Raw genomic sequence first — 17,179 nt, forward strand, 5'->3', positions numbered from 1 at the left:
TGAATATTATATCAGACAACCTGCCAAAAATACACCCCTATCTGTGATTTCGAAGCTTTTTCCCAGGGCTTTTCACTTTTTTTCCGCGGTTATCACATAGATATACATTGCGGATATACCACAGGGTCTTATCCTCTCCGTATTTATCCAGGATCCGGAGAAGTCCCTCCAGCTCTTTCTTTGTCTGTGGGTGGATAAACCACAGCTTCTCCTTGCTTTTCAGAAAATACTGCAATGGTTCATGATAGGTATATTCCTCTCCCAGATAGTTTCTGGATGCACTGATCCGGTCCATGACCATTTCCGCCACATATTTTCTGGGCATTCTGGCTCCCATGATCACATGCTCACCGTCAAGGGAATAGTCTACCCAATGTTCAAAATGGTGTCTGTTTCTTCCCTTATGGTGCAGCCAGGACATGGATACGCCGGTTGCCTCACGTTCTGCGTTGTTGGGGCTTCTTGTCCCCTGATAATATTTACAGCCTACCAGAAATTCCGTCGGGGAATATTTGGACAGGTCATGAAGCAACCCCTGCTTATATAACCCGATACGAAAACAATATTTCATCACCAGAAGCTTATGCCTCGTGATGGTCCTGAAGTGCAGCCACGGGTGCCATGATCGCATCTTTCTCCGCCTCCTGTCTGCCCAGCAATACCACAATGGCGCGGGGGCCAATTTCGATTGATTTTTTATATTCTTCTTCCTCCTCCAGACAGAATCCTGTTCCGTGAAGAGAGGTATCTGCGATTTTTTTCCAGCACATGCCTTCCGGGAGATTGGGCAGAGCAAGGCTCCGGTTTTCCCAGTGGAAATTATAGCCGATGTAAATAAAATCATCCTCTGCAGCCTCCAGATCCTCTTTTTCCCTTGCATAGGCTCCGTAGTACATCATACCGAGAAGCCTGCTGGTATTCTCATAGCTCAGATACCAGGCACGTTCCCCGTGAAGAGACACATCCGGGAACCCCTTGGTCAGATAATCTACCCCTTTCAGTTCCACCGGCATATGAAGAACGGGATGGGCCTTACGAAAAGCAATGGCATCCTTTACAAATTCCCTCAGTCCCTGGTTTCTGGAAAGGCCCTTCCAGTCTGTCCAGCCGGTAGCATTATCCTGACAGTAGGCATTATTGTTTCCGCTCTGGGAATTGCCGAATTCATCACCGTGATAGATCATGGGAACACCCTGACTCAGCAGCATCATCAGAAAGGCATTTTTGATCTGGCGTTCCCTCATCTGACGGACGGAAACCTTACGGGTAGGGCCTTCCACACCGCAGTTCCAGGAATAATTATAGCTGCTTCCGTCCTGATTGCCCTCTCCATTGGCCTCGTTATGTTTATAATTGTAGCTCACCAGGTCATTCATGGTAAATCCGTCCTGGCACACCATGTAATTGATCACTCCATGATTCTCGCTGTTATGACGGATATGCCATGCTGCAGCCTCCACCATCCCTTCATCGCTTTTCAGGAAACGGCGCATATCCTGGAGAAAATTCATATTGCTCTCCGCTCCGCAGCGTCTGGCCGGAAGCTTTCCTCTGTAAAAATGATCAAAATCAAAGCCCTGGAAGATCAGTTTTGCTCCGGAAAGGATTCCGTCCCGAAGAAGCATCTCCCGGTTAAAGCCCTCTCCCAGTACATGAAATCCATCTACATGGTAAAAATCTCTCCAGAACTGCAAAGCTCGAAGAGCCATCAGGCTGTCTGTTTCCTCCGGAAAATAGAATTCCATGATACAGGCAATGCCGTTCTTGTGCAGTTCCCGGATCAGATACCGAAATTCCTGCTCCGGTTCTCTGGTGCTGCAGTAAGCACTCTTCGGGCTGAAATAAAAGCCGGATGCATAGCCCCAGTAATTCACTACATTTTCCTTTCGACGGGTCTTGATGTGTTCACTGTCTTCCTTCGGTTTATTGATCGGAACCTCACAGAATTCATAGGCAGGCATCAGTTCAATGGCATTGATCCCCAGTTCTTTCCAGTAAGGGATCATCTCTGTCAGGCCAAGAAAAGTCCCCTTATGGGAAACCATCTTTCTGGCAAGCTTCGTATAACCACGGACATGAAGCTTGTACAGGATCATATTTTCATATTCTACTGCCGGTGCAGTTTCATTTTCCCAGCCGGAAACATTCTCATTAAGGAAGCGACAGCGGACCTCCTTTTCCGGATCGTAAGGTACTCCGAAATGCTCTCTCCCGTGAAGTCCGTATGCATACGGATCCTGCACGATCTCACCGTCTATTTTATAATTATATTCAAACTCCTTCAGAGAAGCACTGCACAGCTTCAGCGCCCACACACGTCCTGTATGGAAATCCTTCGGAAAAACGATCTCCACCGGTGCGGCAGTTCCTCTTTTTTTATATAAAAACAGGGATACTTCAGAATCCTCCGATGCCTCCACTGCAAAATTATAACCGCCCTCCATTTTGTTGGCTCCAAGTATCAGCGGCTGACCTTTCTCCACTCGACCTAATCTGCGGCTTGCCAAGGCAACTCCTCCTTTTCTCTTTTTATTATTCAAATCCATAGAAATCCTTTTCGCCGGATCCGTCACAGATCAATATCCAGCTCAACCGGGCAATGATCGGATCCCATGATCTCTCCGTGGATCTTCGCATCCTGAAGCTTTTCTTTCAGGGAAGGGGAAACAAGGAAATAGTCGATACGCCAGCCGGCGTTCTTCTCTCGTGCACGGAAACGGTAGGACCACCAGGAGTAAACGCCCTCTTTATCCGGATAAAAATAGCGGAATGTATCAATAAAGCCACTCTCAAGGGCTCTGGTAAAGCAGGCTCTCTCTTCATCAGTAAAGCCTGCATTTTTGCGGTTGGTCTTCGGATTCTTAAGATCGATCTCCTGATGTGCCACATTAAGGTCGCCACAACAGATCACCGGTTTCTTCTCCTGCAGTTTCAGAAGATAAGCTAAAAAATCCTCTTCCCATTTCATACGGTATTCCAAACGGCGGAGCTCGCTCTGGGAGTTGGGAGTATATACAGTCACAAAATAATACTCTTCGAATTCCAGTGTGATGACACGTCCTTCTTTATCATGCTCCTCTATCCCAATCCCGTAAACTGCAGACAATGGCTCCCTCTTTGTAAAAATGGCTGTACCTGAATAGCCTCTGCGGTTTGCGTAGTTCCAGTACTGATGATATCCGGGAAGTTCCAGCTTCACCTGTCCCTGCTGGCATTTCGTCTCCTGCAGACAGAAAATATCCGCATCCAGCTCATGAAAGCGTTCCTCAAAGCCCTTGGTGATACAGGCCCGGATCCCATTTACATTCCAGGAAATAAATTTCATATTTTTATATTTTCTCCTCATTTTTTCGTCATATTTTTATTATATCTCACATTGTCGGATTAAGCAAAAAATATTTTGAAAGTTTTCTCAGGCTCTCAAATATTTTGTTGCTGTTCTACGTCATATCTGTTAAAATGTTCTCTATATCATGCAGAGCTGCCCTCTTATTTACAGGCAGCAGCAGAACGGAGGATTTTTTTATGAGTGATGAATTTAACAAAAGCGGATGTGCACCAAGCGACTGCGCTTCCTGCACAGCTAACTGTGAAAGCAAGGTAGATGAAGCACATCATACCATCACCCTGACTATGGATGATGATACTGAGGTAGAATGTGCCATCCTTACTATTTTCCCTGTAGAAAACAAAGAATATATCGCACTTCTCCCACTGGATGAGAACGGCCAGAATGAGACCGGTGAGGTTTATCTCTACAGCTTCTCCCGCACAGCAGACGGCGATCCGATGCTGGCAAACATTGAAGATGATGAAGAGTACGACGCTGCCGCAAATGCCTTTAACGCAGTCGTGGAAAAAGCACGTGCAGACGAGGAGGCAGACGCACCTCTCAGCTAAACAGTGCATTTATCGGAAAGCAGTAACTACACAAAACAAGCCCGGAAAATCGGATGTATGTGGTCTTCACACCTCCGCCTTCCGGGCTTTTGTTTTATTTTGTGGTACTTCCGAAGCCGCCGTTTCTTACTGCATCTGCATCGTCATCCACGGTGATTCCGTATTCCACAAAGATCCCCTGCATAAAACCGGTTCCTGCCGGGATCTGGATCGTTTTATCTTCTCTTGTATCGTTAGTCAGCTTGGCAAAGATATGACCTTCGTTGTCGGAAAAGAAATAATCGCTGTCAATGATTCCCACTGTGTTATTGAGCTGCAACCGGAATTTAAATCCCAGTCCGCTTCTCGGATAACATTTCAGGACCCAGCCCTCTTTCATCTCTACGCGGATACCGGTTGGTATCTTTACGATCTCACCCGGTTTCATGGTCACATCCACCGGTGCATAAAAATCATATCCTGCACTTCCGGTCGTAGCTCTCTTCGGAAGCTTCAGACTGTCATAGATATTCCGGATCTCCTCTTCTGAATACTGTTCAAAGGTATCCTTCCAGTCCTTTGCAAACTGTTCAAAACTTACCTTGTGAAATTTCGCAATTCTTTTCATTTTTCGTTCCACTCCCAATAGGTAATTTCAAAAAAACCTCTGATCACTCCGTGTACAGAACCACACGGTTCTCACGAAGTGACGCCTGTACATCGATCACCCTCTGATTTGAGGAGCCTTTCCATTTCAGACGAACCTCTTTCTTGTCCACCTGAAATTCCCCGTCCACGCATACATCCAGATAATGGATGATCTCGTACTGCTGGATTTCTTCCCAGAGAGAACCCGTATACAGCCAGATCGTCTTATCCGGATACTTCTCTCTGATCTCTCGTGCAAGAGCTGTTACCTCAGCGATATTGGAAGGATGCAGAGGATCTCCTCCTGAGAATGTGATCCCGCTGATATAATCCTTGTCCAGCTCTGCAAATATCTCAGCTCGCTCGCTGTCCGTAAATGGGAGACCTCCGTTTGGATCCCAGGTAATTGGATTCTGGCACTCCCGGCAGCCGTGTGAACAGCCGGCCACCCAGAGTACTACACGAAGTCCGTCTCCGTTTAACATATCGTCCTTGGTAATATTGTGATATCTCATCATTTATGCTTCTTCCGGTACATCCTTCATGCTGAAGCTGATTCTTCCCATCTTGTCCTTGCCAAGGCAGATAACCTTAACTTTGTCGCCAAGTGTGAGAACATCCTCAACACGGTTGATCCTCTGTTTGGAGATCTTGGAAATGTGTACCATTCCCTCCTTGCCTGGTGCAAACTCAAGGAATGCGCCAAACTCTTTGATGCTGACTACGCGTCCTGTAAAGATCTGTCCTGCCTCAAACTCGGTAGTGATGATCTCGATCATACGTTTTGCTTCATCCATACCCTTCTGGTCTGTTCCGCAAATGGAAACTGCGCCGTCATCTGTGATGTCGATCTTCACACCTGTACGCTCGATGATCGTGTTGATGGTCTTTCCTCTCTGTCCGACTACATCACCGATCTTCTGCGGGTCGATCTGGATCTGAATGATCTTCGGAGCAAACTCACCAACGCTTGTACGAGGCTTGTCGATACATTTCTCCATAACTTCTGTCAGGATATATTCTCTTGCCTCTTTTGTCCTGCGGATCGCCTCCTCAACGATCGGTCTTGTAAGACCATGGATCTTGATATCCATCTGGATCGCTGTGATTCCGTCATGTGTTCCGGCTACCTTGAAATCCATATCTCCGAAGAAGTCCTCAAGGCCCTGGATATCTGTAAGAACGATGTAATCATCGTCTGTTTCACCTGTAACAAGTCCACAGGAAATACCTGCAACCGGTTTCTTGATCGGTACACCGGCAGCCATCAGTGACATGGTAGATGCACAGATACTTGCCTGGGATGTGGAACCGTTGGACTCAAATGTCTCAGATACGGTACGGATTGCATACGGGAACTCCTCTTCTGTAGGAAGTACCGGTACCAGTGCTCTCTCAGCAAGTGCTCCGTGGCCGATCTCACGGCGTCCCGGTCCTCTGGAAGGTTTTGTCTCACCTACGGAGTAGGACGGGAAGTTGTAGTGATGCATATATCTCTTGGATGTCTCAAACTCATCCAGTCCGTCAAGACGCTGTGCCTCTGTAAGAGGAGCCAGTGTGGTAACGGTACAGATCTGAGTCTGTCCTCTTGTGAACATGGCAGAACCGTGAACTCTCGGGATGATGTCTGTCTCCGCAGCCAGCGGACGGATCTGTCTGATCTCACGGCCGTCCGGACGTTTGTGATCTTTGAGGATCATCTTGCGGACAGTCTTCTTCTGGTACTGATATACAGCCTCACCGAGAACGGCAAGCCACTCTTCGTTATCTGCAAAAGCTTCTTTCAGCTTGTCTGTGATCTCGCTGATATTATTCTCACGTGTCTGTTTGTCATCGGAGAATACGGCAACCTCCATCTCTTCCGGAGGAACGATCTTCTTGATCTCATCAAAGAGTTCCTGCGGTACTGCACAGGACTCGTAGGAATGTTTCTCTTTTCCGCACTCAGCTACGATCTGGTCGATGAATTTAATGATCTCCTGGTTTACTTCGTGAGCCTTGTAGATGGCTTCGATCATCTTGTCTTCCGGAATCTCGTTGGCTCCGGCCTCGATCATGATAACTTTCTCTCTTGTGGAAGCTACGGTAAGCTGAAGGTCAGAAACTGCCTTCTGTGCAAGTGTCGGGTTGATGATGAACTCGCCGTCGATCATGCCAACCTGTGTGGTTGCACATGGGCCGTCAAATGGGATATCAGAAATACAGGTTGCAATGGAAGAACCAAGCATAGCCGGGATCTCCGGATTGCACTCCGGATCAACAGACATAACCATGTCTACCAGTGTTACGTCATTTCTGTAATCCTTCGGGAACAGTGGACGCATTGGGCGGTCGATAACACGGGATGTAAGGATCGCATGTTCGCTTGCCTTACCCTCTCTCTTGTTGAATCCTCCCGGGATCTTTCCTACTGCGTACATTTTCTCCTCATACTCAACGCTTAACGGGAAGAAATCGATCCCTTCTCTTGGCTCTTTGGATGCGGTAGCAGTAGCAAGGACCGTAGTATCACCGTAGTGCATAAGAGCAGCACCATTGGCCTGTTTCGCTACACGTCCGATATCTACAGTCAGTGTTCTTCCTGCAAGTTCCATGGAATAACTTTTGTACATATTCGTTCTCCTTTTCTTATTATATTAATATCTGACAGGAGCCCGAAACAACTGAAAAGACCACTTCCTTTGAAAAAGATCTCGACCGGAAATGGGCTTTTCAGTAGTCTCGGAAATCACTCCTGCGGTAATTCCGTCTGTGTTTATCACACATGTTAAAATGGGGCGGATGGAATCATCCGCCCCTCCCGTAGCAATTATTTTCTTAAACCTAATTTCTCAATCAGTGCACGGTATCTTTCGATGTCTGTTTTCTTAAGATAAGCAAGAAGGCCACGTCTCTGACCTACCATTTTCAGAAGACCTCTTCTGGAATGATGATCTTTGTGGTGTGTTTTAAGGTGCTCTGTGAGCTCCTGGATTCTTGCTGTAAGAACTGCAACCTGAACCTCCGGTGAACCTGTGTCACCCTCTGTTCTTGCATACTCTTTCATGATCGCTGTTTTCTTCTCTTTAGAAATCATTGTTGTTTCCTCCTTGAAATTTTAATTAAACGCCGGGTATTAAGAAGTGGTCGGAGTCTCCGGCTTCTGAATACTGGCTTTTTTCACCTCGAACAGTATAGCACACGGTTCCTGACCTGTAAACTGTTTTTTTGAAAAGTTTTTACCGGAAATTTTTACTTTTCGAAGCTTTGAAAATAAGCCTTGCCTTTTTCCGCGTCTTTCATAAGCTGTTCTTTCAGAGCTTCTATGGAAGAAAAACGTTTCTCCGGTCTGGAATAATGAAAAAATTCCACTCTGCAGGACTCTCCGTACAGGTCTTCCTCACAATCAAAGAGATAAGTCTCAACACCCAGGAATTTCTCCCCCACCGTAGGCTTGTATCCTACATTGGTGATTCCTTTAAGGCTTCTGTCCTTAAAATGGGACACTGTATCGTAGACCCCGTTTGGAGGCATCAGCTTTTCTTTCGCCGGAATAATATTGGTTGTCGGAAGAAGAAATTTATGTCCCATTCCTCTTCCATGTTCGATCACTCCATCCACAAAAAACGGAAAGCCCAGAAGATCATTGACCTTTTCCATATTACCTCTTTTCAGTTCCTCACGGATAAAGGTACTGCTGATCTTTCGTTTTCCTTCCATTTCTTTTGGAATCACATCCACCGAAAAGCCAAGCTTCTTTCCCATCTCCCGGAGAAGTTCCGGATTTCCCTTGCGTTCATATCCAAACCGGAAATCTTCTCCTACGGCAACGTGTTCTGCCTGAAGATCCCCCACCAGAATCTCTTTAATAAAAGTGTCTGCTTTCATGTGGCGGATCCTGGCATCCAGCGGGCATTCGATCAGAACATCCACACCTGCATCCTCAAGAATCCTGCATCGTTCTTCTTTTGTAAAGATCATCTGGCTTCCGATTCCCAGGGAAAAGAGAACTGTCTGAAGTCCCTTTTCTTTTTGCTCCAGAATTCTTTCCACCAGTTTCCGGTGTCCACGGTGTATGCCGTCAAATTTTCCAAGTGTTACCGCACTCCCTGACAGGCGCGGAAATTCTCCGTCAATCTTCAAGTATTCCATATCTGCTCCTGCAAGTTTTTGTAAAAAATTTATACAAAGAACATGCGGACGGGAACATATTTCTGTTTTCTTTCATCCCAGCCGTATATTCCTGTGAAGTTTCCGCTGCTTTTATACATCCGGACTTTTTCTTCCCTGCTGCCGCCCTGTACCAGTTCTTCCGGAACTGGATTTCCATTACCAAGAAGCCTGTCTCCTTCCGGTGTACAGATAAGCGCCGGATACATGGAAAGTACATCTTCAATAGAAACGATTTTTTCGCCGATGGTTCCGTTGGCAACCGCTTCTTCCACCTGGGAAAGTGTCATGCTCTCTTCCAGTGTGAAATTCCCGGACTGGGTCCGAAGAAGCTCTTCCATGGCACCGCCACAGCCTAATTTTTCTCCGATATCATTGCAAAGTGTACGGATATAAGTTCCCTTGCTGCAGGTAACGCTGATACGTACCAGCGGGAGGTCCATATCCAGTATCCTTATCTCATAAAAAACCACAGGGCGCGGTTTGCGCTCTATGGTTTTTCCTTCTCTGGCCAGCTCGTAAAGCTTCTTTCCGCCCACTTTCAGAGCGGAATACATCGGCGGAACCTGCATTTGTTCTCCCACAAAAGAAGCAACCGTTTCCCGGACTTCCTCTTCTGTAACCGTTACCGGTTTCTCGGAAAGAATGGTTCCTGTCATGTCCTGGGTGTCTGTGGAAACGCCCAGCCTTAAAACTGCCTCGTATGTTTTTTCTTTCTCTGTAAGAAGCTCTACCAGACGGGTTCCTCTTCCAAGAGCAACAGGGAGCACTCCCTCTGCTGCCGGATCCAGCGTTCCCGTATGGCCAATCTTTTTCATGTGGAGAATTCCACGCAGCTTTGCAACTACATCATGAGAGGTATAACCTTTTTCCTTTCGGATCACAAGTATTCCGTCCATGATCTGTTTCTACTCCTCTGCAAGCTGTTTTTCGATCTCAGCGGTAAGGTTGTTGATCACATCGTACATGGAACCCTGCATGTCGCAGCCGGCTGCACGCATATGTCCGCCGCCTCCGAAGAATACGGCAATTTTGCTCACATCCACCTTTCCGTTGGAACGGAGAGATACTTTAAAGAGCTGCGTCTCCATCTCATAGATAAAGATCGCAACCTCCACGCCTGCGGTCAGACGGAGCTGGCTTACGATTCCCTCCAGATCCTTTCCTTCCACACCGTAGAAATCCATCTCTCGTCTTTTCAGATATCCGACTACGCATTTGCCATCCTGAAGCAGAATGCTCTCTGCCAGCACACGGCCCATAACCTGATTCTGAAGATATGTTTTCTGGTAAAAGGACTCATCGATGATCCTGCTGAAATCAAATCCTGTTTTCATCAGCTCACCGGCAATCCTCATGGTTTCCGGTGTTGTGGAAGAATACTGGAATACGCCGGTGTCATGTGCCATTCCCGTATAAATTGGAACCGCAATGGAACGGTCAATCTTATCTGCATCCAGAAGCCCGTAAAGAACCTCACATGCGGAACCGACGTCGCCCCTTACATGATTGACATCCGCAAACCCCTTATTGCTTACATGATGGTCAATGCATGCGGTCTTTTTTGCTGTGTCAAAATACTTTCCGGCAACAGCAAGGCGATCCAGTGCGCTGACATCACAGGTGATAAAAAGATCATACTCTTTCTCTTCTTCTGCTTCTGTCTTAACCTCATCCATTCTGTCGATGTAATCAAATATAGGCTTCGGCTGTTCCAGATAGACATCTGCCTCAATATCCGGAAAATATTCCCGGATATAAAGGTACAGAGCCATACAGGAACCGATACAGTCTCCATCCGGACGGATGTGGCCGCCAATGCCTACGGTTTTTACATTTTCCAGTATTTCTGAAATGTTTTTCATTTTTTCCACCTATTCCTCTGTTTCCATCCCACTCATTACGTCATTGATCTTCTTTGACATATTTACGCCATATTCGATGGACTCATCCAGAACGAAACGGATCTCCGGCGTATTGCGGAGGTTCAGTCTTCTGGCCAGCTCTCTCCGGATATAACCCTCTGCGTTCTTTAATCCACGGATGGTGGAATCTTTGGCCTGCTTTTCGCCAAGTACACTGATGTAGGCTTTGCAGGTTTTAAGATCCGGTGCCACCTCCACGGCTGTCACAGAAGTCATCGGATGAATTCTGGGGTCCTTGATTTCGCTGTGTATGATGGTGCTGAGTTCTTTAAGAACTGCACCATTCACACGTGTATTTTTAATGCTGTTTTTTCTCATTACAAGTCACTCCTATCTTGGTACCTCTACCATGATATATGCTTCGACTTTATCTTCTTCTTTAACATCGTTGAAGTCGTTGAATACAAGACCACACTCATATCCTGCACGGACTTCCTTAACGTCATCTTTAAATCTCTTCAGGGATGCAAGCTCACCCTCAAAGATCTGGTCCTCACCTCTTGTGATACGAACCTTGCAGTTACGCTGGAATGTACCATCCAGTACATAGCTTCCTGCGATGGTTCCCACACCGGATGCCTTGAACAGCTGACGTACTTCTGCGTGGCCGATAACTTTCTCCTCGAATACCGGATCCAGCATACCTTTCATGGCTGCCTCCACATCCTCGATTGCCTGGTAGATAACCTTGTAAAGTCGAAGGTCAACGCCCTCCTGCTCAGCAAGCTGTTTTGCTGTGGTATCCGGACGTACGTTAAATCCGATGATGATGGCATTGGATGTTGCGGCAAGGCTGACATCAGACTCATTGATGGCACCTACACCTCCATGGATCACCTTAACGATAACTTCCTCGTTGGAAAGTTTGGTAAGGCTCTGTTTTACAGCCTCAACAGATCCCTGTACATCGGCTTTGACAATGATCGGAAGCTCTTTAAGGTCGCTTGCCTGGATCTGATCAAACAGGTTATCCAGAGAAAGTTTGCCCTTGGTCTCCTCAAGAAGACGGCTCTTGTTCTCTGTAACGAATGCGCCTGCAAAGTTCTTGGCTTCTTTGTCGCTCTCGAAGGACATCAGGATCTCACCTGCATTTGGAACATCTCCAAGTCCAAGGATCTCAACCGGAGTGGACGGGCCTGCTTCTTTAACACGGCGTCCCTTGTCATCCATCATTGCACGGACTTTACCGTTGCATGCACCTGCTGCAATGAAATCTCCTACATGGAGAGTACCCTTCTGAACAAGGATGGTAGCAACCGGTCCTTTACCTTTATCAAGCTGAGCCTCGATAACAAGACCTCTTGCCTCACGGTTCGGGTTTGCTTTCAGCTCGGAAACCTCAGCAGTAAGAAGGATCATCTCAAGAAGGTTCTCGATTCCCTCTCCTGTATGTGCGGATACCGGAACAAAGATGGTGCTTCCGCCCCAGTCCTCAGGGATCAGTTCATACTCGGAAAGTTCCTGTTTTACACGCTCTACATTTGCGCTTGGTTTATCGATTTTGTTGATGGCAACGATGATCTCAACGCCTGCTGCTTTTGCATGGCTGATGGCCTCTACAGTCTGCGGCATGACGCCATCGTCTGCGGCAACGACCAGAACTGCGATATCCGTAGCGTTGGCACCACGCATACGCATAGCTGTGAACGCCTCATGTCCCGGTGTATCCAGGAATGTGATCTTCTGGCCTTTGATGTTTACCACGTAAGCACCGATGTGCTGTGTGATTCCGCCGGCCTCGCCTCTGGTTACGTTTGTATTACGGATGGCATCCAGAAGAGATGTTTTACCATGGTCAACGTGACCCATGACGCAGACTACCGGAGGTCTTGGAACCATATCGTCCTCATCCTCTTCATCCTCTTTGAGGAGTTCTGCGATCACGTCTACTTTTTCTTCTTTCTCGGCAATGATATCAAAGCCAAGTGCGATCTCCTCTGCCTTGTCAAAGTCGATCTCCTGGTTTACGGTTACCATGACACCTTCCATGAAAAGTTTCTTAACGATCACAGATGGCTGCATCTTCATAGCGTCCGCAAGCTCACGGATGGTAAGCTTCTCAGGAATGGTGATCTCCTTGATCTCAGGTTTCTTCTCTTCCTGCTTCGGCTGTGGATTCGGTTTCTGAAGCGCTTTCGGGATTCTGGAATTCGGTCTGCGTCCACCCTGATTTGGTCTGCGTCCGCCCTGGCCGCCTTTCTCGAAATCTTTCTTCTTGTTCTTGTTCTCTCTGTCACGCTCACGCTTGCTGTCCTTGGATGTCTTGGTCAGCTCCGGAGTAAATACGGAATCGGAAGAACTGCTTCTTTTCTGTCCCGGACGTGCTCCGCCCTGGCCGCCGCGGTTCTGACCGCCGAAACGGTTATCTCCGCCTCTTCCGCCTTCAGAACGTCCACCCTGGCCGCCCTGGCCACGGTTTGCTCCGCCGCCGAAACGGTTTCCGCCATCTCTGCCTTCGAAGCGTCCGCCCTGACCGCCCTGGCCACGGTTTGCTCCACCGCCGAAACGGTTTCCGCCTCTTCCGTCATTCTGACGTGGTCCTCTGTTTCCTTCACCCTGTCTTGCCGGACGTCCCTCACCATTCTGGGAACGGTTTCCACCAAAACGGTTTCCACCGTCTCTTCTTCCCTCGAAGCTTCTTCCGTCACGGTTGCCGTCTCTTCTTCCTTCCGGACGATTACCCTGCGGTCTTCCGCCCTGAGTACGGTTTGCTCCGCCCTGAGAGTTTCTCTGCTCGCCGGATTCGTTATTTCTTGTACCCTGGCCTGCCGGACGCTGTCCGCCGTTCTGGGAACGTGCCGGGCCTTTTTTCTCGCCTGCTGCCGGTTTTCTTCTTCCTTTACCGCCGTCGCTGGCATTCTGTGCATGGAATACACGGATGATATTTTTTTTCTTTTTCGGTGCCTCAGACTTGTTACCCTCTGCGTTCACCGTTGTTGTCTTTTCTTCTGTTTTTGGAGTATCCAATTGTCTATATTGCTCCTTTCCCGATCTGCTGAATTTATCTTTTATCATTATTATCGTCAAACCTCCTTACAGACGCCTGTATCATGCAGGTTATCTGCCGGATTCTTTTTCCAGCTCCTTCATGATCGCCTTTGCAAAATTTTCGTCCTGCACGGCAAGGCTGGCACGGAATTCTTTGCCCATTGCTCTGCCCAGGCTCTCTTTGTCTGAAAGGAAATATAACGGAACTTCGTAATAGGTACACATATTCCGAAATTTCTTTTTTGTGTTTTCGGAGGCATCATCTGCCACCAGTGCCAGGAAACCTTTTCCTGTTTTTACGGATTTCTCTGTGGAAAATTCTCCGCTCACTGTTTTTCCTGCTTTTGTCGCAAGTCCGATGAGTGATAAAACCTTACTGTTTTTCAATTGACTCAAACTCCTTCTTGAGGTTCTGATACACTTCATCCGGAACTGCCATTTTCAAGGAACGCTCCAGGCCGTGGTTTTTGATGGCCTTTTCCAGGCATTCCTCTGAGAAACAAAGGTATGCGCCGCGTCCGTTTTTCTTACCTGTAGCGTCCAGGATGATCTCATTCTCTGATGTTTTGAGAACTCGTATCATTTCCTTTTTGCTTTTCATTTCCCTGCAGCCGGTACACTGACGCATGGGAATCTTGGTTCTCGTTTTCATTATTCTTCGGCATCTCCATCTGCTGTTTCTTCAGCTTCTGTTTCTGTCTCTTCTGTATCTTCCTCTGTTTCCGGAATTTCTTCGGAAACAGCCTCTTCTGTCATTTCGTCCTCTGCTTCTTCGTGTTCCTCATCGTAATCATCGTAGAAGTCACCGGACTCTCTTGCCTGTGTCTCGCTCTTGATGTCGATCTTGAATCCTGTAAGTCTTGCAGCAAGACGTGCGTTCTGTCCCTCTTTACCGATGGCAAGGGAAAGCTGATAATCCGGAACTACAACCAGTGCAGTCTTCTCATCCGGATCTGCCATAACTGCGATAACTTTTGCAGGGCTTAATGCGTTCTCGATAAGGATTGCCGGGTTCTCATCCCAGTTGATGATATCGATCTTCTCACCGTGAAGTTCGTTGACAACCGCACCTACACGTGCGCCGTTCATACCGACACATGCTCCCACAGCATCTACATCCGGATCGTTACTCCATACAGCGATCTTGGTACGGGAACCTGCCTCACGGGCAATGCTCTTGATCTCAACGGTACCATCTCTTACCTCTGCAACCTCGGACTCGAAAAGTCTCTTTACAAGGCCAGGATGTGTTCTGGAAACAAGGATACGTGGTCCCTTCGGTGTATCCTTTACCTCAAGGATGTAAACCTTTACTCGCTCAGTTGGCTGGAATGTCTCGCCTTTTACCTGCTCGTTCTCTGTAAGGACTGCGTCTGCCTTACCGAGGTTGATGCTGACATTCTTGCCCATTACTCTCTGAACAATACCGGTTACCACTTCTTTTTCGATTCCGTAGTACTGATCGTAGAGAACTTTACGCTCTTCCTCACGGATTTTCTGAAGAATGACGTTCTTTGCGTTCTGGGTTGCGATACGTCCGAATTCCTTGGACTGGATCTCAACTTTCATAACATCACCGATCTCTGCGTTGGTGTTTGTTTTCTGTGCATCCACCAGAGAAATCTCAAGGGCCGGGTCCTCCACATGCTCTACAACAGTTCTGTCAGCGTAAACACTGAAATCACAGGTCTCCGGATCGATCATAACGTGAACGTTATCTGCCTTTCCGAAATGATTCTTACATGCCTGGATCAGTGACTGCTCAATTGCCTCCAGCAGTGTATCCTTACTGATGTTTTTCTCTTTTTCGAGAACGTCCAGCGCGTCTCTTAAATCTCTGCTCATTTTCCTTTTTTTCCTCCTGAATTTTTACAGATTCGATTCTCTTTTAGAATTCGATCGCAAGACGAATCAGGGCGATATCTTTTTTATCAAAAGTGCGTTCTGTGCCGTCTTCATCGATTGTCACACTGTTACTATCATATGCATTTAAAATACCGCAGAATTCTTTCTGCTTCTCGATCGGCCGGTAGGTACGGATCTCCACCAGCTTGCCAAGGCTTCTCTTAAAGTCTTTCTCTTTCTTAAGAGGCCGGTCAAGTCCCGGAGAACTGATCTCCATAATGTAGCTGTCTTCGATGAAATCCTGCTCATCCAGGATATCGCTGAATGCACGGCTTACGTCCTCGCAGTCATTGACTGTGATTCCGCCCGGCTTGTCGATATAACCTCTGAGATACCAGGTTCCAGCTTCCTTGACATACTCCACATCTACCAGTTCAAAGCCCTTGGACTCTACGATCGGTGTAAGGATCGCCTCTGCTTTCTGTTCATATTCTTCCCGTCTGCTCATGCTTCCCACCTGCCTTTCTTATTTCTGCCTGTTTCTGAACAAATTCCTTCTCAGCAAATAGGAGCGGGCTCTCGCCCACTCCTATGCCAACAAGTTCTTAGTTTCGTTCATTGTAACACCAATGTCTTTTAAATGCAAGTATTAATTGCGATTTGAATTTCTGTTTATCTTTTACAGGATTTCTCCCGCTTTATAGCATGCTGCTATATAATCTCTCGGCTGATAATAAAAATCTGTATTATAGTCCGAAATATGTGCATCAATCCAGGAATGATAAATATCCCATATTCCTTTTTCGATTTCCGTATCATCATATATGTCTTCTATTAATCGCTCATATACTTCTCCAATATCCCAGTAATCCGGAACCGTATATCTGCACATGGATACATTGTCAAATTTTCCTTCTGGAATATTGCATTGCTCCATAAACTCTGCTGCAACTTTTTGTATTGGCTCACAGTGAAATACATCCGCATAATCGTATATTCTCTTTATATTTTCTCTGCCAAGATAATCTGTGATTTCCCGCCGATGTTGTTTTCTGTTTCGTCCTATATACTCAATCAGGCTACAGGTAAAAAATAAATTGTTATTATTTTTTTTCGCCATATACGACCTCACTTCCTGCAAATTCCAAGGTATCCAATGCCGAAACTGTATGAAAACTGATCTGATGTGTGGGGTACTTTAATTTTACCAGTTCCCAGAAAGCAGATCTTGAGATCTTACCATCCAGATAGTTTTGCAGGTAATTGTAGATCGTATCATCCGCCATCGGTCCTTCCACAATATCATACTGATGTGCTTGTCCACTTCGACAGGAAATAATAAAGTCCAGCCATTCTTCTGTCATTTTCTCAAATCTAAGAATTTTTAATTCTGTATTTTCTGTATACTCGTACCTGTTAATGTATCCCTTTTCTCCATACCTTGTCGCCCACCGTTCTGCCTGTTTTTCGATGTTCGTACAATAGAAGCCAAAGTAGAAATCTTTGTTAAATCGGGCTTTTCTGATTTCCGGATACTCTACTATATCTTTACTTCCATGATATAAAGTCATATGCACTCCTTTTCAGATTGGACTTAACACAATAGTTTCCTGGAGCTATTATAACAAATGTGTATCGAAAATCGCAATATATTTTACTCTCACAACACGACAAACGCATGAATGGTTAGCAACTGCAAATTCTATTTTTTTCTACTTTTTAAGCTTCTAAAAGCTCTTCTAAAT

Annotated in this window: 19 protein-coding genes; 1 reads left to right on the forward strand and 18 read right to left on the reverse strand. The window is 46.6% G+C overall.

From position 1 onward, the window contains the following. Positions 1-37 precede the first annotated feature (37 nt). The 3 genes from GPK81_RS11465 to GPK81_RS11475 all read right to left on the reverse strand — a co-directional run bounded on the left by GPK81_RS11465 (position 38) and on the right by GPK81_RS11475 (position 3,325). Positions 38-631 (reverse strand): DUF5662 family protein, encoded by a 594-nt coding sequence (locus GPK81_RS11465; RefSeq protein WP_021977109.1) that lies wholly within the window; start codon positions 629-631, stop codon positions 38-40. Continuing rightward, positions 582-2,507: a Type II secretory pathway, pullulanase PulA and related glycosidase gene (locus tag GPK81_RS11470; RefSeq protein ID WP_252196645.1), complete on the reverse strand. Its 1,926-nt coding sequence runs from the start codon at positions 2,505-2,507 to the stop codon at positions 582-584. Before GPK81_RS11470 ends, GPK81_RS11465 begins: the two co-directional genes overlap by 50 nt. A 62-nt stretch (positions 2,508-2,569) precedes the next feature. Then, entirely contained in the window at positions 2,570-3,325 is a 756-nt protein-coding gene (locus tag GPK81_RS11475) for an exodeoxyribonuclease III (RefSeq protein ID WP_021977111.1), read from the reverse strand. A gap of 200 nt (positions 3,326-3,525) precedes the next feature. Here GPK81_RS11475 and GPK81_RS11480 point away from each other — a divergent pair, with 200 nt between their 5' ends. Further along, a complete protein-coding gene (locus GPK81_RS11480; protein WP_015525805.1) occupies positions 3,526-3,900 on the forward strand; it encodes a DUF1292 domain-containing protein in 375 nt (124 codons plus the stop codon). Positions 3,901-3,994: 94 nt separating this feature from the next. Here GPK81_RS11480 and GPK81_RS11485 read toward each other — a convergent pair whose 3' ends face one another. The 15 genes from GPK81_RS11485 to GPK81_RS11555 all read right to left on the reverse strand — a co-directional run bounded on the left by GPK81_RS11485 (position 3,995) and on the right by GPK81_RS11555 (position 17,005). Next, positions 3,995-4,507, reverse strand: coding sequence for a deoxyuridine 5'-triphosphate nucleotidohydrolase (locus GPK81_RS11485; protein WP_215707056.1), 513 nt, complete (start codon positions 4,505-4,507; stop codon positions 3,995-3,997). Between the two features lie 43 nt (positions 4,508-4,550). Beyond that, the gene (nrdG, locus tag GPK81_RS11490; RefSeq protein WP_044961222.1) at positions 4,551-5,042 is read right to left on the reverse strand and encodes an anaerobic ribonucleoside-triphosphate reductase activating protein; all 492 of its coding nucleotides are present in this window, start codon (positions 5,040-5,042) and stop codon (positions 4,551-4,553) included. Between the two features lie 3 nt (positions 5,043-5,045). Next, a complete protein-coding gene (locus GPK81_RS11495) occupies positions 5,046-7,139 on the reverse strand; it encodes a polyribonucleotide nucleotidyltransferase (protein WP_114001447.1) in 2,094 nt (697 codons plus the stop codon). A gap of 197 nt (positions 7,140-7,336) precedes the next feature. Next, positions 7,337-7,603, reverse strand: a complete 267-nt coding sequence (gene rpsO / locus GPK81_RS11500; protein ID WP_015525801.1) for a 30S ribosomal protein S15 — start codon at positions 7,601-7,603, stop codon at positions 7,337-7,339. A gap of 155 nt (positions 7,604-7,758) precedes the next feature. After that, the gene (locus GPK81_RS11505) at positions 7,759-8,658 is read right to left on the reverse strand and encodes a bifunctional riboflavin kinase/FAD synthetase (protein WP_118062596.1); all 900 of its coding nucleotides are present in this window, start codon (positions 8,656-8,658) and stop codon (positions 7,759-7,761) included. Between the two features lie 29 nt (positions 8,659-8,687). Then, positions 8,688-9,578: a tRNA pseudouridine(55) synthase TruB gene (truB, locus tag GPK81_RS11510; RefSeq protein WP_417028713.1), complete on the reverse strand. Its 891-nt coding sequence runs from the start codon at positions 9,576-9,578 to the stop codon at positions 8,688-8,690. Positions 9,579-9,584: 6 nt separating this feature from the next. Next, complete coding sequence (locus GPK81_RS11515) at positions 9,585-10,541, reverse strand: DHH family phosphoesterase (RefSeq protein WP_161208999.1); 957 nt, start codon at positions 10,539-10,541, stop codon at positions 9,585-9,587. Positions 10,542-10,550: 9 nt separating this feature from the next. After that, on the reverse strand, positions 10,551-10,919 hold the full coding sequence (rbfA, locus tag GPK81_RS11520; protein ID WP_021977119.1) for a 30S ribosome-binding factor RbfA: 369 nt from the start codon (positions 10,917-10,919) through the stop codon (positions 10,551-10,553). Positions 10,920-10,931: 12 nt separating this feature from the next. After that, complete coding sequence (gene infB / locus GPK81_RS11525; RefSeq protein WP_174087989.1) at positions 10,932-13,616, reverse strand: translation initiation factor IF-2; 2,685 nt, start codon at positions 13,614-13,616, stop codon at positions 10,932-10,934. A 42-nt stretch (positions 13,617-13,658) separates the two neighbouring features. After that, entirely contained in the window at positions 13,659-13,976 is a 318-nt protein-coding gene (locus GPK81_RS11530; protein ID WP_021977121.1) for a L7Ae/L30e/S12e/Gadd45 family ribosomal protein, read from the reverse strand. Continuing rightward, a complete protein-coding gene (gene rnpM, locus GPK81_RS11535) occupies positions 13,963-14,241 on the reverse strand; it encodes an RNase P modulator RnpM (protein WP_021977122.1) in 279 nt (92 codons plus the stop codon). Before rnpM ends, GPK81_RS11530 begins: the two co-directional genes overlap by 14 nt. Beyond that, positions 14,241-15,434: a transcription termination factor NusA gene (gene nusA / locus GPK81_RS11540; protein WP_118062601.1), complete on the reverse strand. Its 1,194-nt coding sequence runs from the start codon at positions 15,432-15,434 to the stop codon at positions 14,241-14,243. The genes rnpM and nusA overlap by 1 nt, the downstream gene beginning before the upstream one ends. Positions 15,435-15,477: 43 nt before the next feature. Beyond that, the gene (gene rimP / locus GPK81_RS11545) at positions 15,478-15,942 is read right to left on the reverse strand and encodes a ribosome maturation factor RimP (protein ID WP_118062602.1); all 465 of its coding nucleotides are present in this window, start codon (positions 15,940-15,942) and stop codon (positions 15,478-15,480) included. 171 nt (positions 15,943-16,113) lie between these two features. Continuing rightward, positions 16,114-16,554, reverse strand: a complete 441-nt coding sequence (locus GPK81_RS11550; RefSeq protein WP_215707057.1) for a hypothetical protein — start codon at positions 16,552-16,554, stop codon at positions 16,114-16,116. Continuing rightward, on the reverse strand, positions 16,538-17,005 hold the full coding sequence (locus GPK81_RS11555) for a DUF3990 domain-containing protein (RefSeq protein WP_215707058.1): 468 nt from the start codon (positions 17,003-17,005) through the stop codon (positions 16,538-16,540). The genes GPK81_RS11550 and GPK81_RS11555 overlap by 17 nt, the downstream gene beginning before the upstream one ends. Between the last annotated feature and the right edge of the window lie 174 nt (positions 17,006-17,179).

Origin of the sequence: Blautia sp. MCC283, from assembly GCF_018785565.1 — a bacterium.
Taxonomy (GTDB): domain Bacteria; phylum Bacillota; class Clostridia; order Lachnospirales; family Lachnospiraceae; genus Blautia_A.